Annotated in this window: 20 protein-coding genes; 11 read left to right on the top strand and 9 right to left on the bottom strand. The window is 65.3% G+C overall.

Annotation, left to right across the window (positions count from 1 at the left end; translation table 11 throughout):
- Positions 1-4 precede the first annotated feature (4 nt).
- A complete protein-coding gene (gene holA / locus J4G32_RS15845; RefSeq protein WP_210496331.1) occupies positions 5-1,024 on the top strand; it encodes a DNA polymerase III subunit delta in 1,020 nt (339 codons plus the stop codon).
- Between the two features lie 309 nt (positions 1,025-1,333).
- Here holA and J4G32_RS15840 read toward each other — a convergent pair whose 3' ends face one another.
- The 8 genes from J4G32_RS15840 to hemE all read right to left on the bottom strand — a co-directional run bounded on the left by J4G32_RS15840 (position 1,334) and on the right by hemE (position 11,329).
- Complete coding sequence (locus J4G32_RS15840) at positions 1,334-2,218, bottom strand: ParB/RepB/Spo0J family partition protein (RefSeq protein WP_210496329.1); 885 nt, start codon at positions 2,216-2,218, stop codon at positions 1,334-1,336.
- An 18-nt stretch (positions 2,219-2,236) separates the two neighbouring features.
- Positions 2,237-3,076, bottom strand: coding sequence for a ParA family protein (locus J4G32_RS15835; RefSeq protein WP_210496325.1), 840 nt, complete (start codon positions 3,074-3,076; stop codon positions 2,237-2,239).
- Positions 3,073-3,702, bottom strand: a complete 630-nt coding sequence (rsmG, locus tag J4G32_RS15830; RefSeq protein ID WP_210496322.1) for a 16S rRNA (guanine(527)-N(7))-methyltransferase RsmG — start codon at positions 3,700-3,702, stop codon at positions 3,073-3,075. The genes J4G32_RS15835 and rsmG overlap by 4 nt, the downstream gene beginning before the upstream one ends.
- Before the next feature lie 124 nt (positions 3,703-3,826).
- Entirely contained in the window at positions 3,827-5,695 is a 1,869-nt protein-coding gene (gene mnmG, locus J4G32_RS15825; protein ID WP_210496318.1) for a tRNA uridine-5-carboxymethylaminomethyl(34) synthesis enzyme MnmG, read from the bottom strand.
- Positions 5,696-6,088: 393 nt separating this feature from the next.
- Entirely contained in the window at positions 6,089-7,402 is a 1,314-nt protein-coding gene (gene mnmE / locus J4G32_RS15820) for a tRNA uridine-5-carboxymethylaminomethyl(34) synthesis GTPase MnmE (RefSeq protein ID WP_210496316.1), read from the bottom strand.
- A gap of 934 nt (positions 7,403-8,336) precedes the next feature.
- Entirely contained in the window at positions 8,337-9,602 is a 1,266-nt protein-coding gene (gene rho, locus J4G32_RS15815; RefSeq protein ID WP_210496314.1) for a transcription termination factor Rho, read from the bottom strand.
- A 256-nt stretch (positions 9,603-9,858) separates the two neighbouring features.
- Entirely contained in the window at positions 9,859-10,284 is a 426-nt protein-coding gene (gene hemJ / locus J4G32_RS15810; protein WP_210496312.1) for a protoporphyrinogen oxidase HemJ, read from the bottom strand.
- A gap of 1 nt (position 10,285) precedes the next feature.
- A complete protein-coding gene (hemE, locus tag J4G32_RS15805) occupies positions 10,286-11,329 on the bottom strand; it encodes a uroporphyrinogen decarboxylase (protein ID WP_210496311.1) in 1,044 nt (347 codons plus the stop codon).
- Between the two features lie 379 nt (positions 11,330-11,708).
- Here hemE and J4G32_RS15800 point away from each other — a divergent pair, with 379 nt between their 5' ends.
- From J4G32_RS15800 to dnaQ, 5 genes are read left to right on the top strand one after another with little or no spacing between them, the layout of a single operon-like run.
- Positions 11,709-12,539, top strand: a complete 831-nt coding sequence (locus tag J4G32_RS15800; RefSeq protein ID WP_210496310.1) for a pyruvate, water dikinase regulatory protein — start codon at positions 11,709-11,711, stop codon at positions 12,537-12,539.
- Complete coding sequence (locus J4G32_RS15795) at positions 12,536-13,162, top strand: Maf family protein (RefSeq protein WP_210496309.1); 627 nt, start codon at positions 12,536-12,538, stop codon at positions 13,160-13,162. Before J4G32_RS15800 ends, J4G32_RS15795 begins: the two co-directional genes overlap by 4 nt.
- 46 nt (positions 13,163-13,208) lie before the next feature.
- Positions 13,209-14,054 (top strand): shikimate dehydrogenase, encoded by an 846-nt coding sequence (locus tag J4G32_RS15790; protein ID WP_210496306.1) that lies wholly within the window; start codon positions 13,209-13,211, stop codon positions 14,052-14,054.
- A complete protein-coding gene (gene coaE, locus J4G32_RS15785; RefSeq protein ID WP_210496303.1) occupies positions 14,055-14,669 on the top strand; it encodes a dephospho-CoA kinase in 615 nt (204 codons plus the stop codon).
- Positions 14,670-14,672: 3 nt separating this feature from the next.
- Positions 14,673-15,404, top strand: a complete 732-nt coding sequence (dnaQ, locus tag J4G32_RS15780; protein WP_210496301.1) for a DNA polymerase III subunit epsilon — start codon at positions 14,673-14,675, stop codon at positions 15,402-15,404.
- Here dnaQ and secB read toward each other — a convergent pair.
- Positions 15,391-15,885 (bottom strand): protein-export chaperone SecB, encoded by a 495-nt coding sequence (gene secB, locus J4G32_RS15775; RefSeq protein ID WP_210496299.1) that lies wholly within the window; start codon positions 15,883-15,885, stop codon positions 15,391-15,393. The genes dnaQ and secB overlap by 14 nt on opposite strands.
- A gap of 265 nt (positions 15,886-16,150) precedes the next feature.
- Between secB and J4G32_RS15770 the strand changes: the two genes are divergently transcribed.
- From J4G32_RS15770 to J4G32_RS15750, 5 genes are all read left to right on the top strand, one after another.
- On the top strand, positions 16,151-16,876 hold the full coding sequence (locus J4G32_RS15770; protein WP_210496296.1) for a Tim44/TimA family putative adaptor protein: 726 nt from the start codon (positions 16,151-16,153) through the stop codon (positions 16,874-16,876).
- 56 nt (positions 16,877-16,932) lie between these two features.
- Positions 16,933-18,051 carry a murein transglycosylase A gene (gene mltA, locus J4G32_RS15765; RefSeq protein WP_246505119.1) on the top strand — a complete coding sequence of 373 codons (1,119 nt, stop codon included), beginning with the start codon at positions 16,933-16,935 and terminating at the stop codon, positions 18,049-18,051.
- Positions 18,048-18,602, top strand: a complete 555-nt coding sequence (locus tag J4G32_RS15760; RefSeq protein ID WP_210496292.1) for a Smr/MutS family protein — start codon at positions 18,048-18,050, stop codon at positions 18,600-18,602. The genes mltA and J4G32_RS15760 overlap by 4 nt, the downstream gene beginning before the upstream one ends.
- Position 18,603: 1 nt before the next feature.
- Positions 18,604-18,987 (top strand): helix-turn-helix domain-containing protein, encoded by a 384-nt coding sequence (locus J4G32_RS15755; protein WP_210496288.1) that lies wholly within the window; start codon positions 18,604-18,606, stop codon positions 18,985-18,987.
- Between the two features lie 76 nt (positions 18,988-19,063).
- The gene (locus J4G32_RS15750) at positions 19,064-20,065 is read left to right on the top strand and encodes an adenosine kinase (protein ID WP_210496286.1); all 1,002 of its coding nucleotides are present in this window, start codon (positions 19,064-19,066) and stop codon (positions 20,063-20,065) included.
- Positions 20,066-20,071: the final 6 nt, after the last annotated feature.

Genomic DNA, 20,071 nt, shown 5'->3' with positions numbered 1-20,071 from the left:
CCGCATGGTCGCGGTCAAAGCAGGCAGCGTCGAGGGGGTGCTGCGGCGGCCTGACCCACGGATCAGCGTGTTTCTGGTCTACGGCCCCGATACGGGGCTGGTGAACGAGCGCGCACGCATTCTGGCCGAGCGCGCGGTCGATGATCCGCACGATCCGTTTCAGATGATTCGCATGGACGGCGACGACATCGCGTCCGATCCCGGGCGTCTTGCCGATGAGGCCGGAACGATGGGATTGTTCGGCGGAAGGCGGGCCATCTGGGTGCGCGCGACCTCCCGCAACATCGCCCCTGCGGTGGACGCCGTCCTGAAGGGGGTCCTCAAGGACACGGCGATCGTCATCGAAGGCGGCGACCTTGCCAAGACCTCGCCGTTGCGGACCTTGTGCGAGAAATCCCCCCTCGCCTTCGCCCTGCCCTGCTATGCGGATACCGGCGAGGCGCTCGGCACGGTTGTCGATGAGGCGATGCGCGAGGCCGGCCTGTCCGTCTCCCGCGACGTCAGGGCAGCAATCGTGGCGTCCCTCGGCGGCGACCGGTTGGCCACCCGGGGCGAATTGGCCAAGCTGACACTCTATGCTCATGGCCAGACGGAAATCACGCTGGACGACGTCGACGCCATCATGAGCGATGTGTCGTCGCTGGCGCTGGACGCCGTGGTGGATGCAGCTTTTGCCGGAAATGGCGCGGAGCTGGAAACCGGGTCGCGGCGGCTCGCGGCCGAAGGGGTCCATGCCTCGGTTGTGCTGGGCGCAGCCCTGCGCCATGCCCTCGTCCTGCTGGCTGCCCGATATGCCGTGGAGGAAGGCCGTTCGCCCTCCACGGTGATCGACGGCATGCGCGGCCTGCATTTCAGGCGCAAGCCGCAGGTCGAGCGGCACCTGCAGCGGTGGAGCGTGGCGTCACTCAAGCCGGCCATCGCCGCCTTGCAGGATGCCATGCTTCAGACACGGCGTCTGTCGACGCTGGACGATGTGGTCACGGCCAAGATGCTGCTCGATCTGGCCCGCTCCGCACGGCGATAGTTTCGGGCCGACCAGACATCAGATCACAACCTGTGGGAGCATCCTCCGGAATTGCCCGAGGGCGTTCGCCCGTTCTCCCGCGCGTGCCGCGATCCGACGGGGGCTCAAAAAAGCCGGACCGCCGACCGTCGGAGGAGAGCCCGACCTCCCGGCAAAGGGGCCTCTCGGTCGCCTTGAAACCCTGCAGGGAAAGGCAGTTTTCAGCACGTATGGTTCCGGCAACGAAGCGCTCCGCACGGGCCATTTTGGCAGCCCTTGCCGTGATCGGATCTTCGGTTTTCCGGGAGGGCGGCAACCACCCGAACGCGCCTACTGCGGGTTGAGTCGGCGGCAGAGGCCGTCGAGCTGCTCCAGCGTCTTGTAGCGGATCCGCAACTCGCCGCCCTGTCCCTTGTGTTCAATGGCCACGTTCAGCCCCAGCACGTCCTGCAAAGCCCGCTCGAGCGCACGGGTATCCGGGTCCTTGGGCAACTTGAGTTTGTCGGCAGACTTCGTCTCGAGATCGGCCGGCATGCTGTTGTCGGCCTGGGCGATTTCCTCGACCTGCCGCACGCTCATGCCCTCGTCGATGATGCGCTTGGCGACCCGGTGCGGATCGTTCACTGACAGCAGCGCGCGGCCATGGCCGGCGGTAATCTGCCGATTGACCAGCAGCGCCTTGACCCCCTCCGGAAGATCGCCGAGGCGCATCATGTTGGCGATGTGACTGCGGCTCTTGCCGATGATCTTGGCAAGGTTGTCCTGGGTATAGGAGAACTCCGCCATCAGGCGCGAATAGCCTTGCGCCTCCTCGATGGGATTGAGATCGGAACGCTGGACGTTTTCCAGGATGGCGTATTCGAGCGAGGTCTTGTCGTCGATATCCACGACCACGACCGGCACATCGTGGAGCCCGGCCTGCTGGGCTGCCCGCCAGCGTCGTTCGCCGGCGACGATCTCGAACGCGTCCACGGTGTTTGGCAACGCCCGCACCACGATGGGCTGGATGATCCCCCGGTCGCGAATGGACTGGGACAATTCCCGCAATTCGCTTTCCTCGAAGGACTTGCGCGGATTGCGCGGGTTCGGGCGCAGGAACTCAACGGGAATGCGCCGCTGTCCGCGTCCCCGCTCGACAACCGACATCTCATCGCCAACCTCGCCGATGAGCGCTGCCAGTCCCCGTCCCAAGCGCGGTTTCGCGTCGTCTGCCATGATGGTCTTTCGCAACAATTAGGCGGCGCGCAGCGCGCGCTCGCGTTGAATGATTTCGGAAGCGAGTCGAAGATAGGCCTGCGATCCGGCGCATTTGAGGTCGTAGAGCAAAACTGGCTTGCCGTGGGAGGGCGCCTCGGACACCCGCACGTTACGCGGGATCATCGTGTCATAGACCTTGCTGCCCATGAACTGGCGGACATCGGCCACCACCTGCCCGGACAGGTTGTTGCGCGGGTCGAACATGGTGAGCACCACCCCGTGAATCGTCAGGTCGGGGTTCAGCGCCGAACGGACCTGCTCAACCGTCTTCAGCAGCTGGCTGAGGCCTTCCAAGGCGAAGAATTCGCATTGTAGGGGAACCAGCACAGCATCGGCTGCGGTAAGGGCATTGATGGTCAAAAGGTTCAGTGAAGGCGGGCAGTCGATCAAAATATAGGTAAAAGGATCACTTACCTCGGAGGTCATGAGAACCGCGATAGCCTTCTTCAGACGGTGAACCCGGTCGCGCTCGCCGGAAATCTCCAGTTCGACCCCAAGCAGATCGAGAGTGGACGGCGCGACGAATAACCGGGGGACGACGGTCTCGGTGATCGCCTGTTCCAGCGACGCCTCGCCGGTCAGAACGTGGTACGTCGAGACCGGCCGGTTCTTGCGGTCGAGGCCGAGCCCCGTCGAGGCGTTTCCCTGCGGATCCAGGTCGAGGATCAGCACCTTTTCGCCGATCGCCGCAAGGGCGGTTCCAAGATTGATCGCGGTGGTGGTCTTGCCGACGCCGCCTTTCTGGTTTGCCAATACCAACGTGCGCGGCGGAGACCGGCGCGGTCCTGGATCGGATTCGCTGCGTTCGGTGATCATGGCAATCTCTCGATGGAGGTGATGCGGAGGATCCGGGCGTCGGAATCAGTGCGGCTCGGCAGGATCTCCTGATCGAACTTCCACGATCGCGACGCCAAGGTCAATTCCGCATCGACGTCCCGCCCCTTGGGAAACAGCCCAATTGTCCCCGTTTTCAACAGGGGTTCGGTGGCGGCAAGGAGATCGGTCAAGGACGCCAGGGCGCGGGCTGACACAACCTCAACCCGACCGACGAAGCCCGGGATCACCGCCTCCAGACGTGCCTCGTGAATGACCGCGGGTGCATCCGTCAGTCGGGCCACATGCCGCAGGAAGGCGCATTTCCGGGAATTTCTCTCCACCAGATCGACCTTAAGGCCCTGGTCCCGGCCGGCAATCGCCAGCACGAGGCCTGGAAAACCCGCCCCCGACCCCAGATCAAGCCAGGTCGTCGCACGTGGTTGGAGGGCAAGGAGTTGCAGCGAATCGACGATGTGGCGGTTCCAAATGTCGTCGAGCGTCCCCGGCCCGACGAGGTTCTTGATCGCCTGCCAGCGCCGGAGTTCCGATTCGAGAAGCTGGAGCCGGTCCCTCGTTTCACGTGAAACATTGTGGAGAAGGGCCTGCCGATGAGAATCGTCGGCCATTAAAGCACCTCTCGGACGCGCAAAGCCGCGGAGGACGTGAGTGCCGGACGACGTCCAGCCTCCCCATTCGATCCGAAATGCGGGCTCTGGTGGACTTCGGGACGCATGGCGGGCTTCACAGCGATCAAGCCTCGACCCCCCCGGACGCCGCGATCCCACGACGGGCGAAGGCAGCAAGAAGGGTGAGCGCGGCCGGCGTGACACCCTCAATGCGCGCGGCCTGGCCTAACGTCTGCGGCCGAACACGGCTCAGCTTACTGCGAATTTCATTGGAAAGTCCCGGCAGGTTCGAGAAGTCGATCGCGTGAAGCGCCACGCTCTCATCCCGGCGGAACGACGCGATATCGGCTTTCTGACGATCCAGATAGACCGCGTAGGTCGCATCTGTCTGAAGGCGTTCCTTCACCAAAACGGGAACCGACCCCAACTCGGGCCAGATCCGCTCGAGATCACGCCACGAAATCGTCGGGTGAGAAAGGAGCTGGAAAGCGGAACGCCGGACGCCATCCTGGTTGATATCGAGGCCATTCCGCGCGGCCACAGCCGGCGTCACGGACAGAGCATGCAGCAGTCGTTCGGCGTACCGCAACCGGTCCTGGGACGCCTCGAAATGGGCCTGCCGGCGCGACGCGACGCAGCCGAACGCAAGCCCGCGAGGGGTCAGACGCTCATCCGCATTGTCGATCCGCAAGCTCAGACGATACTCGGACCGAGAGGTGAACATGCGATACGGCTCGCTGACGCCCTTGGTCACGAGGTCGTCCACCAGCACCCCAATATAGGATTCGGCACGGTCCAGTATCAGCGCCTCGCCGCCGGACGCTGTCCTCGCGGCATTGAGACCGGCGAGCAGACCCTGTGCGGCGGCCTCTTCATACCCGGTCGTCCCGTTGATCTGACCGGCCAGAAAAAGGCCCTTGACCGCGCACGTCTCCAGGCTCGTGGCGAGGTTGCGCGGGTCAATGAAATCGTATTCGATCGCGTAGCCGGGCTGGAGCATCACGGCACGTTCCAGCCCCGGAATGAGAGGCAGCAGGGCCCGCTGGACGTCTTCCGGCAACGAGGTCGAGATCCCGTTCGGATAAACTGTGACATCGTCGAGCCCCTCCGGCTCGAGAAAAATCTGGTGGCTATCGCGATCGGCGAAGCGAACCACCTTGTCCTCGATGGAGGGGCAATAGCGCGGCCCAAGGCTCTGGATGTCTCCCGAATACATGGGAGCCCGGTGCAGATTCTGCCGGATGAGATCATGGCCGGCCGCAGTGGTGCGCGTGATGCCGCACTCGATCTGGGGGACGGTAATGCGCTCGGTGAGGGTGGAGAACGGAACAGGGTCCTCATCGGCCGCCTGTTTCTCCACGGCGCCCCAATCGATGGTCCGGCCGTCAAGACGCGGAGGCGTTCCAGTCTTCAATCGGCCAAGGGCGAACCCCAGCCGCGCAAATGTCTTCGGGAGCCCGAGAGAGGGGCGCTCGCCCATCCGTCCGGCGGGGATCTTGCGTTCCCCGATATGAATCAGGCCCGACAGAAAGGTTCCGGTGGTGAGGACGAGGGCCCCCGTCGCCAAAACGCGGCCGTCGGACAGGATGAGTGCGGAGACCCTTCCGTCGTCGCACAGGAAATCGTCTGCCTCGCCCTCGACGATGGTGAGGTTGGGCGTGACGGCCAATTCAGCCTGCATCGCCCGCGCATACAGCTTGCGGTCAGCCTGGGTCCGAGGGCCCCGAACAGCAGGGCCCTTGCGCCGATTGAGAAGGCGAAACTGGATCCCGGAGGCGTCCGCGATTCTCCCCATTACCCCGTCAAGGGCGTCGATCTCTCGGACCAGATGTCCCTTCCCGAGGCCGCCGACGGCCGGATTGCAGGACATGACGCCGATGGTCCGGGCATTGTGCGTCACAAGCGCAGTCTGCGCCCCCATACGTGCGGAAGCGGCGGCGGCCTCCGCCCCCGCATGTCCGCCGCCCACCACCACAACGTCAAATCGCTTCATGAGATACTCCGAGCGCAGGAGGTACGCCGTCCCTCCCCCGACGTCAAAGGACAAAATGTTTCACGTGAAACACACCCATCTCCCGGCCGTTATTCACCGGTCATCCACGGGTTGCCGACTCTCCGTCAACAGCTTGTCCACGATGTTTCAGGTGACTTTCGGAAACAAAACCTGCGAAGAGCGGGCCCACCACATCCTCAACCCCCACGCGGCGGGTGACACGCCGGGGAGGCCATTCTGACCTGCCCGCCACAAGCTCTCCCGACAACGCCCCTTCCAGCATGCCCAACGCGGCGAGTCACCAAGCGTAACCGTTGGTGATGCCGTTCAATGGCGCTCACGCGTCAGCAAGGCATCCGCCCCTCCCCCCAAGGCCGCCTCGGATTCCGCAGGTCACTTTCCAATGCAAAAACCTGCGAAAAGCCGGTCGAGCACATCCTCAACCCCCACGCGGCCGGTGATACGCCCCAAGGCCCGGGAGGCCATTCTCACCTCCTCCGCCACGAGCTCACCCGGGAATGCGCCCTCCAGCATCCTCATGGCCGTGAGCAACGAGGCGTGACACTCGGTCAGTGCCGTCCGATGGCGCTCACGCGTCAACAGGGCGTCCGACCCTCCCCCCAAGGCCGCCTCAGCCTCCGCGCGCAGTCGCGCGACAAGCGCCTCCATTCCTTCGCCCGTCTCCGCTGACACGAGACAATCGAACCCATCACGGATCCGATTCAAATCGCTCTTCGTGCCGATTCGCAGAACCTTCCGGCCTTTCGGGACCGAGCCGGGAACCGCGTCCGGTGGGACAAGCCAGAGCACCAGATCCGCCTGCTGGACCCTCGCCTCGGCCCGCCTTACGCCCTCCTGCTCCACCGCATCCCCGGTCTCCCGCAGGCCGGCTGTGTCGACGATGGTGACGGGAAACCCGCCCAGATCGCAGCGCACCTCGATCACATCCCGCGTCGTGCCGGCGATCGGCGACACGATCGCCACGTCCCGGCGGGCCAGCGCATTGAGGAGCGTCGATTTTCCGGCATTCGGCACCCCTGCCAGCACCACCATGAGCCCGTCCCGCAGTCGCTCTCCGCTGGGGCTCGCAAGAACCTCCCGGAGAGACGCCTCAAGGGTCGCGAGCCGCGCAGCGATCACCCCGTCCAAGGCGTCGGGAACATCCCCCTCGTCCGAAAAGTCGAGGCCGGCCTCGATCATGGCCAGCACCTGCAGCACCTCCTCGCGCCAGCCTTCGGCCACATTGCCGAGGCGGCCTTCGAGATGCCGAAGAGCCTGACGCCGTTGCGCCTCGGTCTCGGCGTCGATGAGGTCCGCAAGACCCTCCACCTGCGTAAGATCCATGCGGCCATTGAGGAAAGCCCGCCGCGTGAACTCACCGGGCTCCGCCGCCCGACACCCCGGGAGCGCCCCCACGGCACGCAGGACCGCCCCCTGGGTCGCGAGCCCTCCGTGGATCTGCAACTCGGCCTGATCCTCAGCGGTGAAACTCCCAGGGCCGGGCATGAACGCGACCAGCGCCTGATCCAGGCTCTCGCCCGAGACGGGATCCCGCAACGTGCGCAAAGCCAGCTGGCGGGGAGCGGGGAGCGGACCGGCAATCGTTTCGAGAATGAATCGACTCTGGGGACCGCTGATTCGCACCACGCACACGGCCGCCCGCCCGAAGCCGGACGCCGGCGCGAAAATCGTGTCGTCTGACCGCATGCAAAAATCCTTGACCGCCACTGTCTCATGAACGACGGGGGGTGACTTGGTATGTCCGGGACATTCGGTCCAGCAGGCTCTCGTCCGGAAGTGGGCGGATACCGAAGCAGGCGGTATCATCACGAACGACCGCTCGGAGGCAAGCCCGCCCGATCGCAGCCACTGTGCCAACGCCCGATCCGGGCTGGTGTTGAATGATGACTCTCCCAAAGGCACCGTTGCCGCAGGATTTCCCGCCTGGCCGATGTCATGCCGAGCCGACGTCACGCCGGTCATCGATGGCGCCCAGAAGCCCCAGCAGCCCTAGACCCTGCTGGCGGATGAGATCCGCGGGCGAGTCGGCCCCAGTGGCTGTGAGGGCGATCATGCGACCGCCGACGGTCGGCGACGGTCATGCAGCAGGGTCTTGGGCCTCTGCCTCCTCCAAGGACGGCGTCCGATCCTCCCTGCTCACGCCCTCATGGCTTGGGACATGCGGCTCCCAGGCCGTGCCGAGCCTCCCACATCACTGATTCGCCTCTCCGGCGCCGGGCTGGCGGAGGAAGTGCGAACGGAGGGACCGCCGCACTCTCCCTCGTCGATAAGTTTTAGATCGCCGGAGGCGCCAGTCTGTCGTTTCATGGGCGAATCGATGCGTGAAGGACGTGTTGAGCCCGTGACCGGCAACGTGATGCCCGGCTGCCGAGTGAGTTCCCCTACAAACAGAGGCGATGTGCGAAGGTCTTTCGGGATGACCCAAACGGCCTGGTGCAATCCGCCGGGCGGCTCGGGGAAAGCGTCACAACCTGGGCCTGCGCCAGTCGGGATCAGACCCGCAAGTTCCCCATGGAGCCCGCCCCGTCAACACGGTCACGTCGGCTCAACACCTCATCACGAAAAAGCCCCGTCCCGGGATCTCCGGAACGGGGCGAGCTTGATACGAATAGTGACGCCGTCAGGTGTTCATGGAATCGAAGAACTCGGCGTTCGACTTGGTCTGACGCAGCTTGTCGAGCAGGAACTCGATCGCGTCGACCGTGCCCATCGGATTGAGGATGCGGCGCAGGACGTACATCTTCTTGAGGGTATCGGCCGGAACCAGCAGCTCTTCCTTGCGGGTGCCCGAACGGGTGATGTCGATGGCCGGGAAGGTGCGCTTGTCCGCAACCTTGCGGTCGAGGATAATTTCCGAATTGCCCGTGCCCTTGAACTCTTCGAAGATCACCTCGTCCATGCGCGAGCCCGTATCGATGAGCGCAGTCGCGATGATCGTCAGCGAGCCCCCCTCTTCGATGTTGCGGGCGGCGCCGAAGAAGCGCTTGGGACGCTGCAGGGCGTTGGCGTCCACACCACCGGTCAGCACCTTGCCGGAGGATGGCACGACCGTGTTGTAGGCGCGGCCGAGCCGGGTGATAGAATCCAGCAGGATCACCACATCGCGACCGTGTTCGACCAGGCGTTTGGCCTTCTCGATCACCATTTCGGCGACCTGCACGTGGCGGGAAGCGGGCTCGTCGAAGGTGGAGGCGACGACCTCTCCCTTCACCGAGCGCTGCATGTCGGTGACTTCCTCGGGCCGCTCGTCGATGAGCAGGACGATGAGGTAGCATTCCGGATGGTTGGTGGTAATCGACTGCGCCACGTTCTGCATCAGCACGGTCTTGCCGGTGCGCGGCGGGGCGACGATCAGGGCACGCTGGCCTTTGCCGATCGGCGACACGATGTCGATGATGCGCGGCGAGTAATCCTTGCGGGTCGGGTCCTCGATCTCGAGCTTGAAGCGCTCGGTGGGGAAGAGCGGCGTCAGGTTGTCGAAATGGACCTTGTGCCGGATCTTCTCGGGATCCTCGAAATTGATGGTGTTGACCTTGAGCAGCGCAAAATAGCGCTCGCCCTCCTTGGGTCCGCGGATGGGGCCGTCGACGGTGTCGCCGGTGCGCAACCCGAACTTCCGGATCTGGCTCGGCGACACGTAGATGTCGTCGGGGCCGGAGAGATAGTTCGAATCGGCTGAGCGCAGAAAGCCGAAGCCATCCTGCAGCACCTCGACGACGCCCGCGCCGATGATCTCGACCTCGCGGGTCGCGAGCTGCTTCAGGATCGAGAACATCAGTTCCTGCTTGCGCATGGTGCTGGCGTTCTCGACCTCGAGCTCCTCGGCGAATGCGATGAGTTCGGTGGGCGTTTTGGATTTCAGTTCTTGAAGTTTGACTTCCCGCATTGGGGAGAACTCTCGAAGGTATGTGCGCGCACAGGCGACATCGGCTGCACGCGGAGGAGATGAAAAGGAACGTTCGACAGGGCCGCTCAGTTCACGAACCGCGGCTCGGGGAGAGCCTGTGGGGCCGGGCAGCGCAACCTGTCATCAGGGAAGAGACCTCCTGTGTAACCGCAATCGACGCAGGTCTCAAGTCCCCTAACCCCAAGTTCCCGGCAGGCCGGCCGCCAATCGCCAAAATGTGAGCGAAACCCTGCTCTCAGAACGGTTTCAGGATCACCAGAAGGACGATCACGATCATCAGGACGGTCGGGACCTCATTGATCATCCGGTAGAATCGCGCGGGCCTGACGTTACGGTCGGCAGCGAAATCCTTGACGGTCTTGGCCAGGAATCCGTGAGCCCCGCTGAGCAGGAGCACGAAGAGCAGCTTCGCGTGGAGCCAGCCGGACGTCATCCAGCCGCCCTGCCAGATGAGGACCAACCCGAGAATCCAGGTGACGATCATCGCCGGCGTCATGATCGCCTTGAGCAGCCGGCGCTCCATGATCTTGAACGTGTCGGACTGGATCGAATGGGGCTGCGTCTCGCTGTGGTAGACGAACAGGCGCGGCAGATACAGCATGCCGGCCATCCAGCTGATGACCGCGATGACGTGGAACGCCTTGATCCAGAGATACGCCATGTCAGGTCCCGCTGCCGCGGACGCGAGCGATGAGCTGCGCCACGTGGTCGATAGGGGTCTCGGGCACGATGCCATGACCCAGGTTGAAAATGTGTGGCCGGCCGCGCACGGAGGCCAGGATGTGATCGATGCCCTGCATGAGCGGCTCGCCGCCGGCGACCAGCGCGAGCGGATCGAGGTTGCCCTGGGTGGCGATGCCATCCGGCAGAGTGGGAAGAACACGGGCCGGGTCGAGAGTCCAGTCAAGCGCCAACGCATCGCCGACCCGCGCGGACGCAAAGCGATGGAGGTTGGGCCCACCGCCACGCACGAACACGATCACCCTGGCGTGCGGCCGCGCCGCCTTCAGACCCTCGACCATCTGGCGGATCGGTTCCAGCGACAGCCGATCGAACAGGGCCGGCGGCAGGGCCGATCCGAAACTCTCGAAGATCTGCACCGCCTCGGCGCCCGCGTCGATCTGGCGGATCAGATAGGCGGTCGAAGCCCGCACCAGCCTGTCGATGAGGGCCTGCATGAAAGCCGGATCCCGATAGGCGGTCAGCCGCGCCGGCGCCTGATCGGGCGTGCCCTTGCCGGCGATCATGTAGCTGGCGACCGTCCAGGGAGCGCCGCAGAAGCCCAGAAGCGTTGTTTCGCGCGGCAGGGACGAGCGCAGGCGGTCGAGGGTCTCGAAAACCGGCGACAGCCGCTCGATGGGCATCTCGTCGGAGAGCCTGTCGAGATCGGCAAGCGATGTGATGGGTTCGAGCTTCGGCCCTTCGTTCTCGACGAAGCGTACGTCCTGCCCCAACGCATGCGGGATCACGAGGATATCCGAGAACATGATGGCGGCATCGAACCCGAAACGCCGGATCGGCTGGAGGGTCACCTCCTCGGCAAGACGCGGCGTGTAGCAGAGATCGAGAAAGGATCCGGCCTGTTTCCGGATCTCCCGGTATTCCGGCAGATAGCGGCCTGCCTGGCGCATGATCCAGATCGGCAGCGGCCAGACCGGCTCGCCATCGAGGACGCGGAGAATCGCTTTATCGGAACGTTCGTGCACAGGGGCTCTCTAACTAAAGAAAAGAAATGAATCTTGAATCTGTTGTTTCTCTTGGGCCGTGATTCATGACGCCGCAAGCCCGTCCACAACCCATCCACATGGGCCGGCCCGTTAACCATCCATTAACGGGTAAGGCAGCGCCGCCACAATCCTTGCCGAATTGTTAAACCTTAACAGATCCCTAACGCGCTGACGCCAGATTCGACTCGAAGCCGTTTGCCTGATTCGTGCCTGATTCTCCCAAAATGCCATCGCAGAGCACGCCCGTCGGACGGTGCTGTTGATGGTTTGCCGACTTGCGCACAGGGGTCTTTGGTGGACGGCGCCGAACAGGCGTTCTATCCACACTCATCAACCCCTCATACAGGAGGCCTGTTTCGTGGGGCGCAGCTATTTCCATCTCCATCTCGTGTCCGATTCGACCGGCGAAACGCTGATCACCGTCGCGCGCGCCGCGGTTGCCCAATACGAGGGGATCGCGGCCATCGAGCACGTCTACCCGCTCGTGCGCTCGAACACGCAGCTCGAACGGGTCCTGTCGGAAATCGAAGCCGCGCCCGGCATCGTTCTCTACACGATCGTAGAGCGCGAACTGGCAAGCCGCCTCGAGGAGACCTGCCGGGCCACCAGTTCGCCGCACCTCTCGGTGCTGGAGCCGGTCCATTCCCTCCTGCAATCCTATCTCGGCGCCGCTTCCACGGCGCGCCCCGGTGCGCAGCACATGCTGAACGCCGAATATTTCAAGCGCATCGACGCGATGAATTTCACGCTGATGCATGACGACGGCCATCTGCCGCACGATCTGGAAGAGGCCGATGTGGTGCTGCTCGGCGTCAGCCGGACGTCGAAGACGCCGACGGCGATCTACCTCGCCCATCGCGGCATGAAGACCGCCAACATTCCGCTGATTCCCGGCATGCCGCCGCCGGCCGTGCTGGAGACCACCCGCAAGCCCCTGATCGTCGGGCTCGTGGCGACGCCGGAGCGGATCGTCCAGATCCGCCAGAACCGCCTCCTTTCGCTCAAGGCGGATGACGACACGGCTTATGTGGACCGCAATGCGGTGGCGGAGGAGATCGCCGCATCCCGGCGGCTGTTTCAGCGCCACAACTGGCCATCCATCGATGTGACGCGCCGGTCAATCGAGGAGACGGCGGCGGCGATCCTCGATCTGTATCGGGATCACCGCCTGCGCTTCATCGCCGAATGAGCGCGCCTTTTTCCGTGTGGCGGGAGGCGCAGCCGCTCCTGCTCGCCTCGACCAGCCCGACCCGGCGTCTCCTGCTGGAGCGCGCGGGGCTTCCCGTTGAGACACAAGCCCCGCGAATCGATGAGCGTGCCGTCGAGGGTGACGACGCCGCGAACGCCGTGGATCCGGCAGGCCTGTCGGCACGGCTTGCCCGCGCAAAGGCGCTCGCCGTGAGCGCGACGCAGGCTGGCCGCCTCGTTCTCGGAGGCGATCAGGTGCTGGCCTGCGAAGGCCGCATCTTCCACAAGCCGTCGGATCGCGAAGCCGCCTTCCGCCAGTTGAAGAGCCTGTCTGGCAGGACGCACGTCCTCCACAGCGCCGGGTGCCTGGCGCGGGATGGCTTGGTCGTGGCGGAGTTTCACGCCAGAGCGTCCCTTGCCATGCGGCCTCTCGACGATGCGGCGCTTGACGCCTATCTCGATTGGGCAGGCGATCGCGCGCTCTCAAGCGTGGGCTGCTACGAAATCGAGACGCTGGGCGTGCACCTGTTCGAGACGGTCACTGGCGACCACACCACCATCCTGGGTCTGCCGTTGCTGCCGCTCCTGGCGGACCTTCGTCGCCTCGGCTGTCTCGCCTGGTAGACATGACCATGCACCCCGCCCTGCCGATCCGGTTGAGGAAAACCCGATGATCAAGGCCTTCGTGGTCGGACACCCGATTCGCCACTCCCGCTCGCCGCTCATCCACGGCCACTGGATCGGCGAGCTTGGGCTTGCAGGCTCCTATGAGCGCATCGACGTCCCGCCAGCCGAATTCAAGGATTTCCTGACATCGCTTTCCGCCCGGGGTTTCGCCGGCGGCAATGTGACGATCCCCCACAAGGAAGCGGCCTTTGCAACCGTCGCGCGGCGCACCGCCCGGGCGGAACGGATCGGGGCAGTCAACACGGTGTGGCTCGAGGACGGCGTCCTGTGGGGCGACAACACCGATGCGGCAGGCTTTGTGGACAACCTTGTTCAAAGCGTGGGGACGAACTGGGCAGCCAGCGTGGATACCGCTCTTGTGATCGGGGCTGGCGGCGCCGCCCGTGCGGTCGTGGCGGGTCTTCAGGATTGCGCGATGCGGCGCATTCTCGTGGTCAACCGCACGACCGGGAAGGCCGACGCGCTCGTGCAGGATCTGGCCCGCGAGGGCGGCCCGGCGCTGGTCTCGGCGACGTGGGAGGCCCTTCCGGCGCTGGTGCCGCAGGCGGGCCTTATCGTCAACACGACGTCTCTGGGGATGACCCGACAGCCTCCCCTCGACCTCGATCTGTCCTCTGCCAAACACGACGCCATCGTGGCGGATCTCATCTACGCGCCGCTGAAGACCGCTCTCCTGCGCGATGCCGAAAAGCACGGTTTGCGGATTGTCGGCGGCCTCGGCATGCTGCTGCATCAGGCCGTGCCGGGCTTTGCCCGCTGGTTCGGCGTCACGCCGCAGGTCACGCCCGCTCTCGAGGCGGTCATCCTGCGCGATCTGTCGGGGAACTGAATGTCCTTTATTCTCGGACTCACCGGATCGATCGGCATGGGGAAATCCGCCACGGCGGCGATCTTCCGCCGCCTCGGGGTACCGGTCCACGACGCGGATGCGGCGGTGCACGCGCTCTATCGGGGACGCGCCGCGCCGCTGATCGCGGCGGCGTTTCCGGGGACCGTGTCAGATGGTGTCGTCGATCGCGCGCGCCTCGGACAGGCGGTCCTCGGCGATCCCGCGCGCCTGCGCCAGCTCGAGGCCATCGTCCATCCGCTCGTGCGCGCGGAGGAGGCGGCGTTTCTGCAGCGGCGGTCAGACGCGCCCCTGGTGGTCCTCGACGTGCCCCTGCTGTTCGAGACCGGGGGGGAAGCGCGCTGCGATGCGGTTCTGGTGGTCACCGCGCCAGCAGCCGTCCAGGCCGCCCGGGTGTTGGGGCGCAACGGAATGACGGAGGACAAGTTCAGGGCGATTCTGGACAAACAGATGCCGGATGCCGACAAGCGGAAGCGGGCCCATTTCTGGGTCGATTCGAGCCGTGGTTTCGATTCGGCCGAGGCCCAGGTCCGCTCGATCCTGACATGCCTCGCCGCACGGCCGGGTCACGGGCAGACCCTCGCGTCGGAGAACTAGATCATGCTGCGCGAAATCGTCCTCGACACGGAAACAACCGGCATCGACCATGGCAAGGGCGACCGGGTGATCGAGATCGGCTGCGTCGAGCTCGTCAATCACGTGCCCACCGGGCGGTTCTACCACGCCTACATCAATCCCGAGTTTCCGGTCTCGCCGGGGGCGTTCGGCGTCCACGGGCTGAGCAATGAATTTTTGGCCGACAAGCCCGTCTTCGCCAGCGTTGTCGAGGCCTTCGCGGAATTCGTCGGCGACGGCCGCATGGTGATCCACAACGCCCCGTTCGACGTGGGCTTTCTCAATGCCGAATACGCGCGTCTGGGCCGTCCGCCGCTGGTGCTCGCCGACGTGGTCGACACCCTGTCGCTCGCCCGCCGCCGGCATCCCGGCGCGTCGAACAATCTCGATGCCCTGTGCTCGCGCTATGGCATCGACAATTCAAGGCGCACGAAGCATGGCGCGCTGCTCGACGCGGAAATTCTCGCCGAGGTCTATATTGAGCTGATCGGCGGCAAGCAGACCGGGCTCGATCTCACGGTCCGCCCGAGCAACCGCGGCATCCCCATTCTCCAAACAGGAACGGCCGCATCCCGGGAGATGCGGCCGCGTCCATTTTTGTCACGTTTGACCGAGGCCGAGCGCGCGGCCCATGCGGCCTTCGTGGAAACGCTGGGGGAGGACACCCTGTGGAGTGTCTATCTCGGCAAGGCCGAGACGCCTCTTACGAAAGCGTGACGCCGGCGCCCTGCTCGGTCTGGAGTTCCGTCGCGCGCTGGCGGTAGAGCGCCACGAAATCGATCGGATCGATGTAGAGCGGCGGGAAGCCGCCATTGCGCACCGCGTCCGCGACGATCTGGCGGGCGAACGGAAACAGCAGGCGCGGGCATTCGATCATGACGACCGGATGAATCTGATCCGGCGGCACGTTCTGGACGCGGAACACGCCCGAATAGGTGAGTTCGAACGCGAACAGCGTTTCGGTGCCGCCGACCTTGGCGCTGCCTTCGAGCGTCAATTCGACCTCGAAATCGGTCTCGGCGAGCTGCTTGGCGTTGACGTTGACCTGCAGACTGATCTGCGGGCCCTCGGCCTGCTGCTGGAGCGAGCGCGGCGCATTGGGGTTCTCGAACGAGAAATCCTTGCAATATTGCGCGAGGGCGTTGAGCGCGGGCAGGGCGTTGTCCTGCGCTCCATTGATTGCCGGGTTGTCGGCCATGTTGGCATGCTCCGAAGAGAGTAATCGATCGCGCTCTTGGGGAGCGCTCTGTGTCACAAGGTGAATCGGCAATGGGCCGTGGACGTTCGCGCTACCATGTTCCGGACAAAGGAACAAGATTCGGGATTGGCCTTCGCTTGTCCCGACGAGAGGTGGATGTTACGACGCATGAGCCCCATATGCGCAGGACACCATTCTCTGCCCGCTGCGGGCGACAGACCGGCCGTCCTTCGGCGGACCGGATAAGGGCGACAACGGATCGACGATGCAGGATTCCTTCGACATCACGACCCTCATATTCATCGTGCTCGCAGTTTTTGTCGTGTGGCGGCTGCGATCGGTTCTGGGGCAGAAGACAGGTAACGAACAATCGCCGGCCGATCCCATCGCCCGACGGGACCCGCCCCTGCGGCCGGCTACGCCCAGCGCCGATCAGGACAATGTCGTGCGTCTGCCGGGCGCCAACGGCACCAAGCCGGTCCTCGATGCGACCGCAAGCGCGGCCGAGCGCTGGAAGGGGTTCGCCGAGCCGGGAACGCCCATGGCCCGCAGCCTCGACGAGATCGCCCGCGCCGAGCCGAGCTTCGACGCCGCGACATTCCTCGAGGGCGCGCAGGCCGCCTACGAGATGATCGTGTCGGCCTTCGCCCAGGGCGACCGCAAGACCCTCAAGGATCTCCTGTCCAAGGATGTGTATGAGGGCTTCGAGCGCGCCATCACCGAGCGCGAGCAGCGCGGCGAGAAGGTCGAGACCACGTTCGTATCCGTGGACAAGGCCGAGATCACCGGCGCCGACGTTCAGGCGCGCAATGCCCAGGTCAATATCCGCTTCCTGTCCAAGCTCATCACGGTCACCCGCGATGCGGCCGACAAGGTCGTCGACGGCAGCTCCGACGCGGTCGTCGACGTGACCGATGTGTGGACGTTTGAGCGTGCGCTCGGGAGCCGCGACCCGAACTGGAAGCTGGTCGCGACCGAATCGGGCCAATGAGCCATGGGAGGCGGGCCCGGTTCGGCCTCCTCGCCCTTCTCTGCTGGAGTGTGACGATGTCGCCGTTCGACGCCGCATCGGCGCTCGCGGGCAAAGCCACGCTTGCCCCCCTGTCGTTTGCCGATCTCGCCGGTTGGGACGGCGACGATCACGCGGCGGCGTTTGCGACCTTCCGCAAGAGCTGTGCGGCCCTCGCCCGCAAGACAGCGCCCCTGCGGCCGGCGCTTGCCCCCGGCCTCGACCTCACCCGCGCGTGTCGCGCAGCGCTGGCGGAGACCTCTCAAGGGAGCGACGCGGCCAGGCTGTTCTTCGAGCGCCATTTTCGTCCCATGCGGGTCCTGCCGCGGGACGGAGCGGGGTTTCTCACCGGCTATTACGAACCGGAATTCCAGGGTTCCCGCGTCGCGGACGCGACCTATCGTGTCCCCCTCCTCGACCGGCCGGACGATCTCGTGACGGTGCCGCAGGGCGGCAGGCTCCCGGGTCTCGATCCGACTTTTCAGGCCGGCCGGCGACAGGGAGGCGGGTTCGTCCCCTATCCTGACCGTGCCGCCATCGAGGAAGGCGCGCTCAGCGCGCGCGCCAGGCCGGTCGTCTTCCTGCGTGAGCCGGGCGAGGCCTTCATCATCCATGTGCAGGGGTCCGCCCGCATCCGGCTAACCGACGGCACGGTGATGCGGGTGGCCTATGCGGGCCGCAACGGGCACTCCTATACGTCGATCGGCAAGCTGCTGGTGCAGCGTGGCGTCATGGATCTCGAAACCATGACGCTCGCGCGCCTGATGGGCTGGCTCGCCGAGCATCCGGCCGAGGCGCGGGACCTCATGCGGCAGAACCGGTCCTACATTTTCTTTCGTGAGGCCGAGGGCCTCGCTCTTGCCGAGGGTCCCATCGGGGGCGCGGGTCTTGCCCTCACGCCGGGACGCTCGCTCGCCGTCGACCGGACGATCTGGCCCTATGGCCTGCCGATCTGGCTCGACGGCACGCTTCCCCACACGCTCGAACGGACGGAGCCCTTGCGGCGGCTGATGGTGGCACAGGATACCGGTTCGGCCATTGTGGGTCCCGTGCGCGGCGATTACTTCGTCGGCAGCGGCAAGGAGGCGGGCGACCAGGCGGGCCTCATGCGCCATCCGGTCGGGTTCGTCATTCTCCAGCCCCGGCCGGCGCCATGACCCGAAGGCGGCGCGCCTTGAGCAGCGAGGAACGCCGACTCTGGGCCCATGTGGCGAGGGGCGTCGCGCCCATGAAGGGCCGCGTTCTTTCCGTCGAACCGGATCTGCCGCTTCCGCCTGTGGTGGAACCCCGGCCGGACGTCGGTCGCCTTGCCCCACCGCCGCTCCCCATGCCCAAGCCGCGCCTCCTTCCCCTCGCGCCCCTCGAGCGAAAGACCATGACGGGGCTGCGCCGGGGAAAGAAAAGCGTCGATGCCCGCATCGATTTGCATGGGATGCGCCAGAGCGAGGCCCATGGGGCGCTGCTGCGCTTTCTTCACCGGGCGCAAGGGGCGGGCCACAGTGTGGTGCTGGTGATCACCGGCAAGGGCGGCGCGCCGGGCCAGGGCGGTCTGTCGGACGAGCGCGGCGTGTTGCGGCGGATGGTTCCCCATTGGCTCAGCCTTCCGGACGTGCGGGCGCTGGTGATCGGCTTCGACGAGGCCGCCGCCCAGCATGGGGGCTCGGGCGCGCTCTACGTGCGCCTCCGGCGGCGGCGGGGCACCGAGTAGGATGACGCCGTTCGGCGAAAAGGTGCGGCAGCTACGCCGCGAACGGGGGCTGCTGCTCAAGGACATGGCGGCGCATCTCGGCGTCTCGAGCGCCTATCTGTCGGCGCTGGAGCGGGGCGAACGGGGCAAACCGACCTGGACGCTGATCCAGGGCACGCTGCAATATTTTCACATCATCTGGGATGAGGCCGACGAGCTGACGCGCCTTGCCGACATGTCCGAGCCGCGGGTGAAGATCGACACCTCCCACGCGACGCCGCGGGCGACGCTGGTCGCGAATCGGCTGGCGCGGGAAATCGGCGACCTGTCAGACGGGGAGGTGGAAGCCCTGCTGGCCATCCTCGACGAGGCCCAGGACCGGCTCCGCCGGACGCCGGGCGCCTGAGGCCTGACGGCGCGAGACTTGACCGGACCGGCCCCGGGTGCGAAAGCGCCCTTCTTTCAACACGACCGGTGGTTTCATGTCCTCTCATCGCATCGATGTGCTCACGCTCGGCAACGCCATCGTGGACGTTCTGGCGCATACCGACGAGGCCTTCCTCGTCCACAAGAACGTCCACAAGGGCGCCATGCAGCTCATCGACGAGGCGCGCGCCGAAGAGCTCTTTGCCGATATGGGTCCCGCCACGGTCATCTCGGGCGGCTCCGCGGCCAATACAGCGGCCGGAATCGCCTCCCTCGGCGCGCGTGCGGGATTCATCGGCAAGGTCAAGGACGATGCGACCGGCCATCACTTCGCCCATGACCTCAAGGCGATCGACGTTCATTACGACGTCGCCCTCGCCAAGGACGGCCCGGCGACCGCCCGCAGCTTCATTCTGGTGACGCCGGATGGCGAGCGCACCATGAACACCTATCTGGGCGCCTGCCAGAACCTCACCCCCGACGACGTCAATCCCGACACCGTCAAGGCCTCGTCGATCGTCTACCTCGAAGGCTATCTGTGGGACCCGCCGGCCGCCAAGGAAGCCTTCCGCAAGGCGGTGTCGATCGCCCATGCGGCCGGCAACAAGGTGGCGCTGACCCTGTCGGACGCCTTCTGCGTCGATCGCTACCGGGACGAGTTTCTCGGCCTGATGCGCGACGGCAGCCTCGATATCCTGTTCGCCAACATCCACGAATTGCAGAGCCTTTATGGCGCTTCCGATCCCGAGACCGCGCTCGCCGCGCTGCGGGAGGAAAGCATCCTCGGGGTCGTGACCCGCTCCGCGGAAGGCGCGCTTGTCGTCACCCGCTCCGAGACCCGGGCGGTGGCAGCCTCGCCAGTGGATCAGGTGGTCGACACGACGGGCGCGGGCGATCTGTTCGCTGCCGGGTTCATGACCGGCCTCGTGCGCGATCTCGACCTCGTCGATTGCGCACGTCTTGGCGGTCTGGCGGCAGCCGAGGTGATCAGTCATCTGGGCGCCCGCCCCCAGACCAGCCTGCTCGATCTTGCCCGTCAGGAAGGGATGCTGGCCTGACGCGTT

Origin of the sequence: Microvirga antarctica, assembly GCF_017921815.1 — a bacterium.
GTDB classification, from domain to species: Bacteria; Pseudomonadota; Alphaproteobacteria; order Rhizobiales; family Beijerinckiaceae; genus Microvirga; species Microvirga antarctica.
Note: the sequence above shows the minus strand (reverse complement) of the source record. Positions and strands in the feature narration are given on the sequence as shown.